The sequence below is a fragment of the Streptomyces sp. ME02-8801-2C genome, from assembly GCF_033793965.1.
Taxonomy (GTDB): domain Bacteria; phylum Actinomycetota; class Actinomycetes; order Streptomycetales; family Streptomycetaceae; genus Streptomyces.
On the sequence record NZ_JARAXP010000005.1, the window covers coordinates 378451 to 393117 of the forward strand.

Sequence of the window (14667 nt, forward strand, 5' to 3'; positions counted from 1 at the left end):
TCGTGTCGCGGGCGTCCTCGGCGATGATGCCGAGCAGCCGGTGTGCGGCGGCCGAGTGCACGGCACCGCGTTCCGAGGACAGGTCGCCGAGCACGTCGTGCAGCAGCGCCGCAGCCTCCTCCGACTTGCCGCGCCGGTGCAGTACGTCGGCCAGCTCGACGGTGACCTGGCTGCTGTAGAGGGCGGCGCGCTTGGCGGACAGCATGGTCTGCGCCTCCCGCAACTCGGCTTCGGCGAGGGCAAGTTCGTTCTGCTGGGCGTGGAGGTACCCGCGCATCCAGTGGCAGTTGGCCAGCTCGGTACGGATCTGGAGCTGCCGGTAGAGCTCGGCGGCCTTCGCCAGCGAGGCGTCGGCCTCGGTGTACCGGCCCTCGGCGAGCATCGTCCGGGCCACCTGGCGGTGCATCCGGGCGACCAGTGCCGGATCGCGCACCTGCGGCGCGAGGGCGAGGGCGAGTTCGGCCGCCTGGGCCGCGCGGGCGTGGGCGCCCATGTCCATGTAGGGGCCGATGGAGCTGGCGTAGAGGAGGACGAGAGCGTCGGGATCGTGCAGCCCGCCGCGGTTCAGCTCGTCGATCGTGGACTCGAAAAGGTAGACGGAGTAACGGAGTTCACCGGCCAGGTAGTGCGTGACGGCCCGGCCGCGCAGGGCCGGAACGCGGCCGGTCAGCGGCTCGTCGGCGAGACGCCGTTCGGCGAGTTCGAAGTACTCCTGGGCGGCCGTGAGATCCCCGGTCTCCACCCCGCACTCCCCGAGCCCGAGCAGCGCGGTCGCCTCCTCCGCGACCAGCCCGAGCCGCGCGGACTCCGCCCGCAGCTCCGCGTACTGCTTGGCCGCCGCCTCGGTCTCGCCGGTGGCGAGGGTGCGTTGGGCGTCGGTGAGGCGCAGTCGGACGTCCGTCGCCAGATGGGCCGGCCGACCGGTCACCAACTCGTCGTACTCCACCCCGAGTTGCTCGGCGATGTGCCGCAGCGCCTCGTCGGAGGCCCGTACGCGTCCCGCCTCCACGGTGGAGACGTACGCGGGAGTGTAGGCGGGCTCCGCCAACTGCCGCTGTGTCAGCCCCTGTTCCATACGCAGCCGCTGTACCCTGCGCCCGATGACTTCCGGGTCGTCGCGCTCCACCATCGCCCAACTCCCCTGCGCGTACTTGCCGTTGCGGTCCGCCAAGCTCTACGTTAAGCCACGGGTTAAGCGTGCTTAATACGTCGCTGTCATCGCGAGGTTGCGAGGTTGCCGTGTTCTCACACGCCAGGGCGATCTGCGCGGCGATCATCGCCGCCGCCACACTCATCCTCGCCGCGAACGCGGGCCCGGCCCGGGCGGCCGAGCCGGGGCCTGGAGGAGTCCGGGTGACCGTGGAGTACACCGAGTAGCCGTCGACACTGCGCGTTTCCAGTGCGGCGCGGTGGCCTGTCCGGGAAAATGCGCGTGTGCGCAATCCGGGGGATTCACGCTGGGGCTGGACGCTCGCTCGGGTGGCGGCCGGAGCCGCTGTCACGGCCTCAGCCGCAGCAGCCTGGTCCATGGGGGCGGGGACAGGCGGTGCCGTGCTCTCGCTGATCGCCGGACTCGCCGGCCTTGCTCTGCTGACCAGGAGCATCCGGCTCCACCGGGACGCGCGATCGCTCAACCCCGGCCTTCTCCACTCGTCAGCCGAATTGCTCCGGAGCCGGGTCATGGCTGTGGAGTCCGAGCAACTACGCCGTCTGGGAGAAGCCCTGAGCCCTCCACTCGCGGTGCCGTCATCGGGAGGCGGCCGGGCATCCGACCAGACGCTTGTGGAACTCGCGGGCCGGTTGGACGAACTGCGCCGCAAACGCCTCGTCCTGCTCGGAGATCCGGGGTCGGGCAAGACCACCACCGCACGCAGACTCGTGATCGACCTGCTCTGGCGGTCGGGATCGCAGCCACCGGGCACAGGACCCGTACCCGTGATGGCCACCCTCTCCTCCTGGAATCCCGCGTCGGAGAGGTTGGATGACTGGTTCACCGCATGCCTCGCGGACCGGTACGGACTCCGCCAGGCAGACGTTCGTGGGCTGATCCGGCATCGGCGCGTCCTACCGGTGATCGACGGGTTGGACGAGCTTCCAGCCTCTCAAGGAGGCACCGCCATACCCTTCTTGCTGCACTGGCTCACCGGGTTCGACGGATATGTCCTGACCTGCCGCACCTCGGCCTTCCTCGAACTGGACGGGGACGGTCCGCTGAGGAGCCCCCTGCATCTGACGGCGTCGCTGGGACCGCTGCCGACGGCCACCGTCACCGACCACCTGCGCCACGCGGACGAGGAGCGCTGGCTCCCCGTTGCCCAGGCTGTCGAAGAGGAACCGCACGGGCCGCTGGCCGAGGCGCTCTCCTCGCCGTGGCTCCTGTCCCTCGCGGTGAACGGGTACGCGGGCAACAGCCACCGGGATCCGGCGGAACTGACCGACCAGGCCCGACTGCACGACGTCACGTCGATCCGGCAGCGAATCCTCAGCACCGCCGACCCGACGTCGAGCATCGAGGGCTGGGGCACATCCGGAAGGCAGCGCCTTGAGCTGCTCACCGACGCGATGGGGCGCGAGGCCGACGGGCTGCTGCTTTGGTGGCGGATGGCGGACCGATACGGATCGGCGCGTGTACGACGGATTCTGTGCGCCGTACTGCTGGGGCTTCCGGCGCTTCTCGTCATGACGGACGACAAATCGCTGGGAGTACAGGTACTCCTGCTGTTCACGGCTGTGGGCGCCTACGTCAGCGCCTCGCATGTGGAGGACGAGCCGCTGCCCAGGCGATTCGGGCACCGCAGGATCAGGACGATTTCGCGGTCGGCGCATGCCAACGTCACCGGTTGGACACGCACCCTGATGTTCTGCGCCTACTTGAGTGTTCTCTCGCTCTTCATGATTCCATCCGTCCTCCTGCGGCCCAACAACTCCCTCATCTCTGTGCCCGGCCCGAACATCGCCACGCTGACCGGCTGCGCCCTGGCCGCGCTCGTTGTCTCGGTCACCAACCAGGCCGCCGAACCTCGCCACGGGCCCCGGGCCGGACAGCTGCGCAACGATCTGTGGGCCTCGCTCGCCAGGGCGACAGCCGGTACCGTCCTGGTCCTTCTTCCCTTGCGCCATCCCGGTCTGGACATCATCGGAATCGGGGTCGAACTGCCGCGGCCCACCTGGGTAGCAGTGGTCTCGGGTCTCTTTGGCACCCTCATGATCGACAGCGCGTGGGGGCGCTACCGTCTGACCCACCTCTCCCTCGCTGTGAAGGGTCGGCTGCCTTTTCGACTGGCCCGGTTCCTGGCGGAGGCCCAGCAGCAAGGGCTGCTGGTCCCCGCGGACGGATACGGCACCGGCTGCTACGCCTTCCGCCACGACCTGGTCCGTCAGGCCCTCGTCGCCCGGGGGACCAGCCGTCTCTCCCACGTCCGAGCCGCAATGCGGATACAGAGCGAGATACGCGACGAGGTACTGAGCCGCCCGGAGTCCGTGTCCTACCTCGCGTACATGTCGGACGGTGCCCCGGAGGCGTACGCCAACGAGTCGGAACGGATCATGGAGCTGACCGACGGCGTACTCATCGGGGAACTGCGGGTCGTGGCAGACTCGGGACTCGATCCGTACCTGCGCTACCACAGCGCCCGGGAGCGACTGGTCCGTGCGGTGCCCGTGCCGGGATGGGCCACGCAACGCCTGGCCCGGTTCTACTCGGCCCTGGCCGTGGTCGCGGGGGTCATAGCGTACGAGGCAGCCCTGCTGCTGATCGACCGGAACCTGACCTTCCTGCTGCTGTGGACCATGCTGGGCGGTGCGTTCTCCTTCAGCGTGCTGCACCTCGCCCGCGCATCGGCGATCGCCCGGGCAAGGCCGGTGAGGGTCAGAGACGAGACCTTGCTCAAGGTCCCTCTCGTCTGGGTCACCGCCTTCTTCTTCCTTGACCCGCTGCTCCTTCCGCATCACATGAAGACCGTGGCCGTGATCTCGGCCGCCCTCGCCACGGTCTCTCTCTGGGCCTGGCTCCACGCCCGCCTCTACGTGGTCCGGGCCCAAGCCGCTCTCGGTGACAACCCGAACGCCTGGCCCGACGTCCCCGCCGCCCACGTCCGGCTCCGCGACGCCGCCCTCCAGACCCGCCAGGACTGGGTGACCGCGCTGGCCAGGGACGGCGTGATGCCGTTGATCCGGGACCGGCTGCGCGTGAGCGAGAACGCTGGGGCCGCGCCTGCCACCCCCGCTCTGCCCGCCATCGACAGCTCCCGGCTCACCGGAAGCCGCAGCTCGGACCAGTTCGTCGGTACGGTGGCTGCCGACGAGGTCGCTCTTCACCTCGGGGTGCTGAAGACCGGCAGCATCGGTGTCAGCGGGCAGCGCGGGGCGGGCAAGTCCAGCCTGATGCAGCGGTTCTGCACCCCCGGTCCCATGTCCAAGGCCGACGACCTGCTCGTCCTGGTACCCGCCCCGACCTCCTACGATCCCCGTGAATTCCTGATCCATCTGTTCGCCGAGGTGTGCCGCAAGGTCACCGGGGACAGTCCTGCCGACGACGGGCACCCGGGCCCGGACCTGGGGCGCCGCAAGTCATTGGCCCTGCACGCGGGCGCTGTCCTCACCACCCTTGCGGGCGTCGTACTCCTCATTCTTACGCTGCTCAGGTCAGAGCTCACCAACGCCGCGCGCACGATCACGGAGCACACGCACAACCTCCTGATCGCCGGAGGCGTCCTGCTCCTCGTGGCGGGTGTCGTGTGGGAGCTGCTGCTCCCCGTGCGAGCGGGTCGGCGCGCCGGAATCCATTCCAGCCGTACCAGGACTGTCGCCCTGGCCTCCGACCAACTGCGCACCCTCCACTACCAGTTGACGGTGATGCGCACTCACACCGCCCAACTCGCGCTGCCTGCCGGCCTCCAGTTGGCCGACGGGTCCCAGGTCCAGCACACGCGGCAGATCCTCACCCACCCCGAACTGGTCGCCCGTTTCCGCACGTTGCTCCACCAGGTGGCCGTGGAGCAGCACGATCTCGGCGGGCGTGTCGTCATCGGCATCGACGAACTCGACAAACTCGGCAGCGCGCAGGAGGCCGAGCGCTTCCTCAACGACCTCAAGGCCGTCTTCGGAGTCCCGGGCTGCCACTTCCTCGTCGCCGTCTCCGAGGACGCGCTCACCGCTTTCGGACGGCACACCCTCGACGTACGCACCACTTTCGACAGCGCCTTCGACCACGTCGTCGCCGTAGGGCCCCTCGGACTCGACCATGCGCGGCAGCTCCTCGAACTACGAGGTGTCTGGCTGCCGGAGCCATATCTGTGGCTGTGCCAGGTGCTGTCCGGCGGGCTCCCCCGCGAGCTGCTGCGCTCGGTGACGAGCCTCGCCACCCACCGCGCCCTGCACCACACGACCGACATGCGGCGCCTGATGTCCACGCTGATCGAGGACGACGCCCGCGCGGTGCTCTCCGCCCAGACCCGGTACGCGACCACCCTCACCGGCACCCGGGGCCCGGCCGCCGCCCACTGGATCGCCAAGGCCTCCCAGGCCCCGGCCACCGTCGGTGGCTGGGAGGCCGCCCTCATCGATGTCCCGCACGTCGACCAGGACGAGTACGAGACGGCTCACGCGGTGACGCAGGTACGCGCGTTCCTCTTGCTGGGCGCCACCCTCCTGCGCACTTTCACCGAGGGTTCCGACGCCGAGACATCGCAGCGAGTCGATCGAGTACGCTTCGCGGGTCCGGAGCCTGTGGACCTTCTCACCACCGCCCGGACCAAGCTCGCCACCGAGCCGGGGGCCTCCTGGGCGGCGGTGGCCCGCTTTCGCACGGAGATCCTGAACATGCCGCCGACGTGACCTGCTTGGGCGGCAGGGACGTGTCCACGCTCAGAACTCCGCCGTGTCCAGCTCGAACCCCAGGGGTGCGGGCAGGGGCACGGTCAGGCCCAGTTTGTGCTTGAGGCTCGTGGCGTAGTCGTCGCCCGACGGCTCGGAGTGCACCAGCACCTCGCCCTCCTCCCGGTCGATCAGCAGATAGACGGGGATACCGGCCCGGGCGTAGCCGCGGATCTTCTTGTCACGGTCACGCGCGGCGGTCGAGGAGGAGGTGACCTCGGCGACCATGAGCACGGGGGCCGAGTCGTGCCACTCCTCCTCGTCGTCGAAGCTGCCCTTGGGGGCGACGACCAGGTCGGGGACAACGTGCCCGGTCTCGGAGGCTCCGGGAACGTTCAGGCCGATGCCTGTGTAGCGACCCAACCCCTTGTCATGGTCCCGGACCTGCCCGCTGAGCTCCGACACGATTTCCTCGTGCTCCCCATTCGCCGGTGGCACCACGTAGATCTCCCCTTCGACCAGCTCCACGCGCCAGCCCTCAGGGGCAGCCGCACTGAACACCTCGAAGGCCTGCTCGACGTTCGCGCCACCCAGGTACTCACGCATACGACCTCCTTCGCTCAGCGCGACAGAATCAGAGTAGACGGGCGGCCCGGATACGGAACCCTGAGCCATTCACTCGAACGAGTGTGCTGTTACGTTTCCGCAGCCGCCCGTCCCCTGTCAGGCCGCAGACGTCTCCGGGGCCCCCGTCCGTCCCGTCAGCGGGCTCTTCCCGCCGCTCACCCCGAAGTAGATCGCGCCCGCGACCAGGACCCCGATGAACCACGAGTACGGGCCCAGCGTCGCCCCGTACCCCGTCGGGCCGTAGGTCGGCAGGATGCTGGAGAAGACCGCGCCGACCGCCGCCGCCGCGAAGGCGCGGATGTTCCAGCCGCCCTGGAAGCGGAACTCGCCGTCCTCCCTGTACAGGTCGGGGACGTTCAGCTGAGCCTTGCGCAGGAGGTAGTAGTCGACGACGACCACGCCGAAGATCGGGCCCATCGTCGAGCCGATGGCGTTGACGAAGCTCGGGGCGTTGTCCCAGGGGTGCAGGGGGTAGAGGAGCAGCGCGATGACGGCGGCGATCAGTCCACCCCGCTTGAACGTGATGTGCTTCGGGGCCACGTTGGCGAAGTCGAAGGCCGGGCTGACGAAGTTGGCGACGACGTTGATGCCGAGGGTCGCGACGGCGAACGTCAGGGCGGCCAGCAGGACGAGGAACGCGCTGTCGAACTTCGCCGAGATCGCCGCCGGTTCGAGGATGACCTCGCCGTACACCTTGCTGGCGGAGGCCGTTGTCATTGCCGCGACCAGCGAGAACAGGATCAGGTTGACCGGCAGGCCCCAGACGTTGCCCTTCTTGAGGGTCTTCTCGTCGGGCGTGAAGCGGGCGAAGTCACCGAAGTTCAGGAAGAGCGCGGCGAAGTACGTCACCCAGGTCGCGGCGATGGCCGCTATCGCGGCGAACGAGCCGGGTGTCACGTCCAGGCCGGTCGCGTTCTTCGCCAGCGCGGCCAGGTCCTTGGCCGGCATGTCCACGGAGAAGGAGAGCGTGCCCGCCTTCACCGACAGGGCCACCGCCAGCACCAGCATCATCAGCCAGACCGCCGGGCCGGCGAAGTCCTGGAAGCGGCGGACCGTCTCCATGCCCTTGCTGATGATGAGCAGTTGGGCCACCCAGACGGCGAGGTAGCAGATGACCTCGAGCCCGCTGTGGTCGAAGAGGCGGGTCGTCTCGTGCAGGTGCTTCGGGCCGTCGTAGCGGATCAGGAAGGCCACGATCGCGCCGGCCGCCGCGCTGGTCTGGGCGCCGTACCAGAAGGTGGCGACCACGGCCCGTACGAGTGCGGGGACGTTGGCGCCGAAGGTGCCGAACGAGGCGCGGGCCAGGACGGGGTAGGGGACGCCCGTCCGCACGCCCGCCTTGCCGATCAGCGTCATCAGGTAGTAGATGATCAGCGATCCGACGCCGATGCCGATCAGGAACTTGAAGGTGTTGCCGGCGACCAGGAACAGGCTGGCGGCGAGGAAGTAGCCGTACAGACTGTGTACGTCCGAGGTCCACACGTTGAAGATGCTGAACGCGCCCCATCGGCGCTCGGTGGCCGGGGCGAGGTCCTCGTTGTAGAGGCGGGGGGAGTAGCCCTCGGTGCCTGTGGCCTCCGGGCCTCTGTCCACTTCCGTGCCTCTGTCCGCTTCCGTCATCGCGTTCTCTTCCTGTGCGGGTCGCCACGATGGCGCCGGATGGCGTAAAGGGAACGGCCCGGATGTTTCCGCCAAATGCCGGACACGTAACTGCCTCGTCAATGGAAGTTTTCTTCCACTGAACGAAACGAGGCCGTACCGATCGCCCCCATGTATGGCCCAAAAGACGGATGTGCGAATCTGCCCCCCGGAGGTGACCGGCATGACCGAAGAGACCGGCGAGGCCAGGGGCAAGCGCGGGATTTCGCTGACCCACGTCGTCCTCACGCTCTACGTCGTCGGCCTCACTCACTTCCTGGCCACCGTGGTCTTCCACCACTCCGTCGACAACCTGATCGGCGCCCTGGTGGAACTGGCGGCCCGCACGGCGGTCATCACCGCGCTCGCCGTGGGCGTCTTCTGGGTCAGGGAAAGAAGGAGGCACCGGCGAGCGCAGGGCTGAGCCTCGGCGTTCGAGCGGGCGGCGGAAGTTCGCGCGGCAAAAACAAAAGGCAGGGAGTGTCGCAACTCCTTGCCATATTCAATGTATAGCGCACCGGGGGGCTTGCGGCAAGGCCCCCGTCGTGCCGCAGAATCTCCGGCCTGAGGCCGGAAATCTGCGGAAACGGGGAGTCTCTGAGTGCGTGTTCTGTTGTCGACCTACGGGTCGCGCGGGGATGTCCAGCCGATGGCCGCTCTCGCGGTTGCGTTGCGGGAGCTCGGTGCGCGGGTGCGGGTGTGCGCGCCGTCGGACGAGGAGTTCGCGAAGCTGCTGGCCGGGGTCGGCGTGGAGTTCGTGCCGGCCGCCGAGCCGGTGCGCGCGGTGGTGACCGGGGCGGCCCCGATGACACCGGAGGCCCTGCCCCAGCGGGCCGCCGCGCTGACCGCCGCGCAGTACGAGGCGGTCCTGGCGGCTGCCGAGGGGTGCGACGCGGTGGTGGCGACCGGGCTCGTCCCGGCGGTGGCCGCGGCCCGGTCGGTGGCCGAGCAGCTGGGCGTCCCGTTCCGGTACGTGGCCTACTTCCCGACCATGCTGCCCTCGCCCCACCACCGGCCGCACGCCCTCCCCGGCCGTCCGTTCCCGCCGGACGAGACCGACAACCGGGTCCTGTGGAACCTGACCCGCGAGAGCTTCGACCTCCTGTACGGGCCGGGCATCAACGCCCACCGGACGTCGATCGGCCAGGCGGTCGTGGACGACACCCTCCGCCATGTCTTCACCGACCGGCCGCTGCTGGCGGCCGATCCGGTCCTGGGGCCTTGGCCGACGGGGCCGACCAAGCCGAAGGAGCCGCCGTACGCCTCGGACGCGGGGGCGGGGGCGGGCCTGGCCGTCGTACAGACCGGCGCGTGGATCCTGCCCGACGAACGGCCGCTGCCCGCCGAGGTATTGGCGTTCCTGGACGCCGGTGAATCGCCGGTGTACGTGGGCTTCGGCAGCATGCCCATGCGGGAGTCGGCGGACGTCGCCCGGGTTGCCGTCGAGGCGGTGCGCGCGCAGGGCCGGCGCGTCCTCGTCGGGCGCGGGTGGGCCGACCTCGCCCTGATCGACGACCAGGACGACTGCCTCGCCGTCGGCGACGTCAACCATCAGTCGCTGTTCCCGCGCGTGGCCGCTGTCGTGCATCACGGCGGCGCGGGCACGACGACGACCGTCGCCCGGGCCGGCGCGCCGCAGGTGATCGTGCCGCAGATCGTCGACCAGCCCTACTGGGCCGCCCGGGTGGCCGAGTTGGGCATCGGCGCGGCGCACGACGGCCCGACGCCGACCTTCGACTCACTGTCCGCCGCGCTCGACATCGCCCTGTCCCCCGGGACCCGCGAACGAGCCGCCGCCGTCGCCGCCACGATCCGCACCGACGGTGCGACGGTCGCCGCGAGGCTGCTGCTCGACACGGTCGCCCGAAAAAACGCAGGCAACAGGCCTGCCCTCTCCCCCCACCCCCGCTCGGAGCTGATGCCGTGAACATCCGGACCACCACCAGCGCGTTCGCCCTTCCCGACCGTCTCGCCGCCAAGGCCGACCCGAAGCTGATCGCCCGCGACGAGCGGCACTTCGCCGCCATCGGGGAGTGCCTGGAACAGTCGATCGGCGAGCTGTCCGACCGTCTCGACGCCGAGCGCAGGGCCCCCGGCGGTACCGGCCGCGAGGCGATGGACCGAGACACCGAGATCCACCGGCTGGCCGGTCGCCTGCGCGCGCTTCGCCGCTTCGGCCTCGACCTGTGTCTCGGCCACATGGTCAGTGCCGACGATCCCGAGCAGCCCGTGTACGTCGGACGCCTCGGCCTCACCGACAGCACGGGCCGCAGGCTGCTGCTCGACTGGCGTTCCCCCGCCGCCGAGCCGTTCTTCGGGGCCACCCACGGCAACCCGATGGGCCTGGCGAGCCGCCGCCGCTACCGCTGGACCGACGGCCTGATCAGCGACTACTGGGACGAGGTGTTCGCCTCGGACGGGTTCGACGGGCACGCCGCGGCCCTCGACGACCAGTCCGCCTTCATCGCCGGCCTGGGCACCAACCGTTCGCCGCGCATGCGGGACGTCCTCGGCACCATCCAGGCCGACCAGGACGCCATCATCCGCGCCGGATCGCGCGGCGCGCTCGTCGTCGACGGCGGCCCGGGCACGGGCAAGACCGTCGTCGCCCTGCACCGCTCCGCCTACCTCCTCTACGCCGACCCCCGCCTCGGTCATCATCGCCGTGGCGGCGGCGTGCTGTTCGTCGGTCCGCACCGGCCCTACCTCGCGTACGTCGCCGATGTCCTCCCCAGCCTCGGCGAGGAGGGCGTGCAGACCTGCACCCTGCGCGACCTCGTCGACGAGGGTGCCTCGGCGGGCGTCGAGGCCGACCCGGACGTGGCCCGGCTGAAGTCGTCGGCGGAGCTGGTGCGGGCGATCGAGAAGGCCGTCGCGTTCTACGAGGAGCCGCCCACCCGGGGTATGACGGTCTCCACCCCCTGGTCCGACATCCGGCTGACCGCCGGTGACTGGGCCGTCGCCTTCGAGTCCGCCCCCGGTGTGCCGCACAACGAGGCCCGCGACCAGGTCTGGGAGGAGATCATCACCATTCTCGCCGAGAAGCACGAGGAGGCCGACCCCGACAACGACCTCGGTGTCTCGCCCGCCCAACTCCGCAAGTCCCTTGCCCGGGATGGTGAGTTGCTCGCCGCGTTCGACCGTGCCTGGCCGCTCCTCGAAGCGACCGACGTGGTCGGAGACCTGTGGTCCGTCCCCGCCTATCTGCGGATGTGCGCGCCCTGGCTCAGCCGTGAGGACGTACGGACACTGCAGCGCGCGGACGCACCCGCCTGGACGGTGTCCGACCTGCCGTACCTCGACGCGGCCCGTCAGCGCCTCGGCGACCCCGAGGCGGCCCGGCGCAAGCGTCGGCACGACACCGTCCTCGCCGCCCAGCGCGAGCGGATGGATCAGGTCGTCGACAACCTCATCGACGCCGCGTCCGCATCCGGCGCCGACGGTGACGAAGGGGTCGGTCTGGTGCGGATGTTGCGCGGCCAGGACGCCAAGGTCAGCCTCGTCGACGAGTCGGAACTGCTCACCGCCGACCCCGACCTGCTCGCCGGTCCGTTCGCGCACATCGTCGTGGACGAGGCCCAGGAACTGACCGACGCGGAGTGGCAGATGCTGCTTCTGCGGTGCCCGTCCCGGAGCTTCACCGTTGTCGGGGACCGCGCCCAGGCCCGGCACGGGTTCACGGAGTCCTGGGAGGAACGGCTGGCGAGGGTCGGTCTTGACCGCGTCACCATGGCATCCCTCACCCTCAACTACCGGACGCCTGAAGAGATCATGGCGGAGGCCGCGCCGGTCATCCGGGCCGCCCTGCCCGACGCCAACGTCCCGACGTCCATCCGCAGCAACGGGGTTCCTGTCGGCCACGGTTCGGTGTCCGACCTGGACGACGTCCTCGACACGTGGCTCGCCTCGCACGCGGACGGTATCGCCTGCGTCATCGGCCGTCCCGGGTTCCGTCCGACGTCCCGGGTACGGTCACTCACCCCGGAACTGTCCAAGGGGCTCGAATTCGACCTCGTGGTCGTCGTCGACCCGGAACGGTTCGGTGAGGGGGTTGAGGGGGCGGTGGATCGCTACGTCGCGATGACTCGCGCGACGCAGCAACTCGTCATCCTCACCAGTTAGTTCGCGGGACGCTCGTCCGCCCGCCAGTACGTTGGACGCCACCAGTACAGAAGAGTCGCGTCGTCCTGCCATTCGCCGCGACTTTCCGCCGGCACCTCGAAGGAGTCTCGCGACGGATCGATCGGACGCCATCCGGGATCCAGCGGCTCATCACGCGCCGGAGGTCGTACGTCCTTGAGGAAGCGCTCTTCCATCGCCCCGAAACGCTGATAGTTGCGCTGGGCGTCCACCAGGCACACCGCGTTGGCGCCGAAGTCGCTCCACGGCCACCGCAATTGGGCCGGATCGTCCTCCCAGAAGCAGACGTCGCAGATCTCGTAGCCCCCCTGCTCGCCGAACGTCTGATGTCCGCAGCAGGGGCACGGGAACCAGCCCCCGGGAGGCGCTGCGACGGACTCCCTCGGGATCACCAGTGACTCCCCTCGCGCCTCAGCTTCCTCCAGCCTCTTCAGTTCGGCCCACTCTGCGCGCAGGTGCCGCCGTCGCCAAAGGGAGAGGAGGCGCCCGCCCAGTCGCACGTGCTCACGCCCAGCACGAACGCGGCGAAGGTCTCCGGCGTGAGCGTGAGGCGCATTCGACGCCCTGTCCGCCTGTGTCGCCGCTGTAGCTGGACTTACGCCACCGCGCGTCCGACAGGTCCTGGCCGATGCCCATACCGTTCCTCCATTACGCGCGCGATCAGCGCCGCCGAGTCGCCAACCGAGAGGGCGGCAGCCTTCAGCTGATCGTAACGGAGGGAGCCTCCCCTGAACTTGCTCGGATCGGCAGTCATATGGCCCTGGACGAAGTCTTCCGTGTAGACGAGGTCCGGATCGCTGTCGAACCGCAGCAGGTTGAACGCGCCCATCATTCCGGGGTGTTGGCCTGCGCCGAAGGGCAGCACCTGGATCTGCGTCCACCCGCTCGCCGAGAAGTCCAACAGGTGGGCAAGTCGTTCTCGCATGACCCCCTGGCCGCCGACTGCCTGGCACAGCACCGCCTCGCTCAGCACCACCCACACCAACGGCGGTTCCAAGAACAGGGACCTTCTTCGCGGTCTCGACCTGACCGATCAGCGAACCCGTGCAGAAGATGCAGCTAGCTGTCGTAGGGCACCCAGGCCCGCTCGCCCGCGTTGTTCGTGCCGTACCAGTAGTGCGGCATTCCCTTGATGCTGGTCGTCTGGAACGGGCGGCCGTGGTCGTCGATGCGGATCGTGCCGGTGCGGCCCTGTGAGGACCAGTCGAGTTCGAGGTACCAGCGGGCGTCGTACGCCTGTGTCGTCGCGTCGACCAGCAGCACCTCCGGGTCCTCGGCGGAGACGCGGTACGGGAAGTGCACGGCCGGGATGGTGTGTTCGCTGTCGGCGCCGTCCTTCGGGCGGGCGGTGGGGCGGTCGGCATCCAGGTTCACGGTGAAGCGGCGGGGCCTGAGGTCGCTGCCGCAGCCCTGGTCCATCGCGTACGCGCTCCCGACGGCCGGGGTGCCGCGGGCGACGACGCGGACGTGGAGTGCCGTCAGGACCACGGCCGTGGACGACCGCCCCTGCACCGAGATCTGCACCCTCGTCTGCCGTCCCCGCACCGCACCCTGCGTCGCCGCCCACGCCCCGGCGTCCTGCTCCACCGGCGGCGGAGGCACTCGTGCGGGCGACTTGTCGATGACGTAGTCGTGGTCGCAGCCCTTGTCCCAGACGACGGAGTCGGTGCTCCAGGCGAGGGGGCTGGGCGCCGTGGAGTTCCGGGCGGGGGAGGGGGCGACGGTGGCCGACGAATTCGCCGAACGGTGGGGTACGGCGGGGGCGGAGGTGTCCGCCTCGGAGGAGCGGTCGCCCGACAGGGCGGACACACTGCCCAGAGTGGCGAGCAGCGCGCAGGCGACGGCGGTGGGCGCCAGGACCCGTCGGCGGCGGAACCAGGGGCGGGGAGCGGGAGAGGGTGCGGGCTCGTCCGGGTCTGGATCGCCCCCGGGCTGCTCCGCGGGGTTGCTCTCCTCGACCAGTGCCCCGTCCGCGTCCGGCGCCGGCGCCTGCGCCTGCGCCGGAATCGCCGCCCGGGCCGACCCGGCCGAACTCACCCGCTGCCGAGCCGCCACCGCCGACAACCACAGCCGGTGCAGTTCGAGCCGCTCCTCCGGGGTCGCCTCGCAGAAAGCCGCGAGCCGCTCCACGGGCGCGAAGTCCTGCGGCACCGCCTCGCCCGCGCAGTACCGGTGCAGCGTGGAGGTGTTCATGTGGACGCGGCGGGCCAGGGAGCCGTAGCTCCGGTCCGTGCGGTCCTTCAGCACGCGCAGGAGCGCCGCGAACTCCTCGACCTCCTCGACCTCGTCCCGAATCGACACCGTTCCTCCGCCGTCCGCCCGCGTTCCCGTATCCCAGGCACTCATGTCCCTGCACGTCAAAGGGGCCGGGATGGTTCCACCGTCGGCGGTCGTTGTGCCGGGCTCCGGTGACCGCTGATGCTCTGGGTGTCGCACCGACCACGGCCA

11 protein-coding genes and 1 pseudogene are annotated in these 14667 nt (G+C 69.9%); 5 read left to right on the forward strand and 7 right to left on the reverse strand.

What is annotated here, in order from left to right:
* Positions 1–1129 (reverse strand): helix-turn-helix transcriptional regulator (locus PV396_RS18965; protein ID WP_319206360.1); only part of this gene is annotated, 1129 nt, incomplete at its 3' end.
* Between the two features lie 110 nt (positions 1130–1239).
* Here PV396_RS18965 and PV396_RS18970 point away from each other — a divergent pair.
* Positions 1240–1377, forward strand: coding sequence for a hypothetical protein (locus PV396_RS18970; protein WP_319205978.1), 138 nt, complete (start codon positions 1240–1242; stop codon positions 1375–1377).
* Positions 1378–1680: 303 nt separating this feature from the next.
* Positions 1681–5835, forward strand: a complete 4155-nt coding sequence (locus PV396_RS18975) for an NACHT domain-containing protein (protein WP_319205980.1) — start codon at positions 1681–1683, stop codon at positions 5833–5835.
* A 30-nt stretch (positions 5836–5865) separates the two neighbouring features.
* On the opposite strand, the gene PV396_RS18980 is transcribed toward PV396_RS18975, so the two are convergent.
* Together PV396_RS18980 and PV396_RS18985 are read right to left on the reverse strand one after the other, a co-directional pair.
* Complete coding sequence (locus PV396_RS18980) at positions 5866–6420, reverse strand: Uma2 family endonuclease (protein ID WP_319205982.1); 555 nt, start codon at positions 6418–6420, stop codon at positions 5866–5868.
* Positions 6421–6537: 117 nt separating this feature from the next.
* Entirely contained in the window at positions 6538–8061 is a 1524-nt protein-coding gene (locus PV396_RS18985; RefSeq protein ID WP_319205984.1) for an NCS1 family nucleobase:cation symporter-1, read from the reverse strand.
* A gap of 202 nt (positions 8062–8263) precedes the next feature.
* Between PV396_RS18985 and PV396_RS18990 the strand changes: the two genes are divergently transcribed.
* The 3 genes from PV396_RS18990 (at position 8264) to helR (ending at position 12201) form a co-directional block, all read left to right on the forward strand.
* On the forward strand, positions 8264–8503 hold the full coding sequence (locus PV396_RS18990) for a hypothetical protein (RefSeq protein ID WP_319205986.1): 240 nt from the start codon (positions 8264–8266) through the stop codon (positions 8501–8503).
* Positions 8504–8680: 177 nt separating this feature from the next.
* Positions 8681–10006 (forward strand): glycosyltransferase, encoded by a 1326-nt coding sequence (locus PV396_RS18995; RefSeq protein WP_319205988.1) that lies wholly within the window; start codon positions 8681–8683, stop codon positions 10004–10006.
* Complete coding sequence (gene helR / locus PV396_RS19000; protein ID WP_319205990.1) at positions 10003–12201, forward strand: RNA polymerase recycling motor ATPase HelR; 2199 nt, start codon at positions 10003–10005, stop codon at positions 12199–12201. Before PV396_RS18995 ends, helR begins: the two co-directional genes overlap by 4 nt.
* On the opposite strand, the gene PV396_RS19005 is transcribed toward helR, so the two are convergent.
* The 4 genes and pseudogenes from PV396_RS19005 to PV396_RS19015 all read right to left on the reverse strand — a co-directional run bounded on the left by PV396_RS19005 (position 12198) and on the right by PV396_RS19015 (position 14520).
* On the reverse strand, positions 12198–12611 hold the full coding sequence (locus tag PV396_RS19005) for a CPCC family cysteine-rich protein (RefSeq protein ID WP_319205992.1): 414 nt from the start codon (positions 12609–12611) through the stop codon (positions 12198–12200). The genes helR and PV396_RS19005 overlap by 4 nt on opposite strands.
* Positions 12612–12723: 112 nt before the next feature.
* Complete coding sequence (locus PV396_RS45160) at positions 12724–12855, reverse strand: DUF397 domain-containing protein (RefSeq protein WP_416071432.1); 132 nt, start codon at positions 12853–12855, stop codon at positions 12724–12726.
* Positions 12815–13249: pseudogene (locus PV396_RS19010) on the reverse strand (DUF5753 domain-containing protein); the annotation flags it as partial. The gene PV396_RS45160 and the pseudogene PV396_RS19010, both read right to left, overlap by 41 nt.
* Positions 13250–13278: 29 nt before the next feature.
* Complete coding sequence (locus PV396_RS19015) at positions 13279–14520, reverse strand: helix-turn-helix domain-containing protein (protein ID WP_319205994.1); 1242 nt, start codon at positions 14518–14520, stop codon at positions 13279–13281.
* Between the last annotated feature and the right edge of the window lie 147 nt (positions 14521–14667).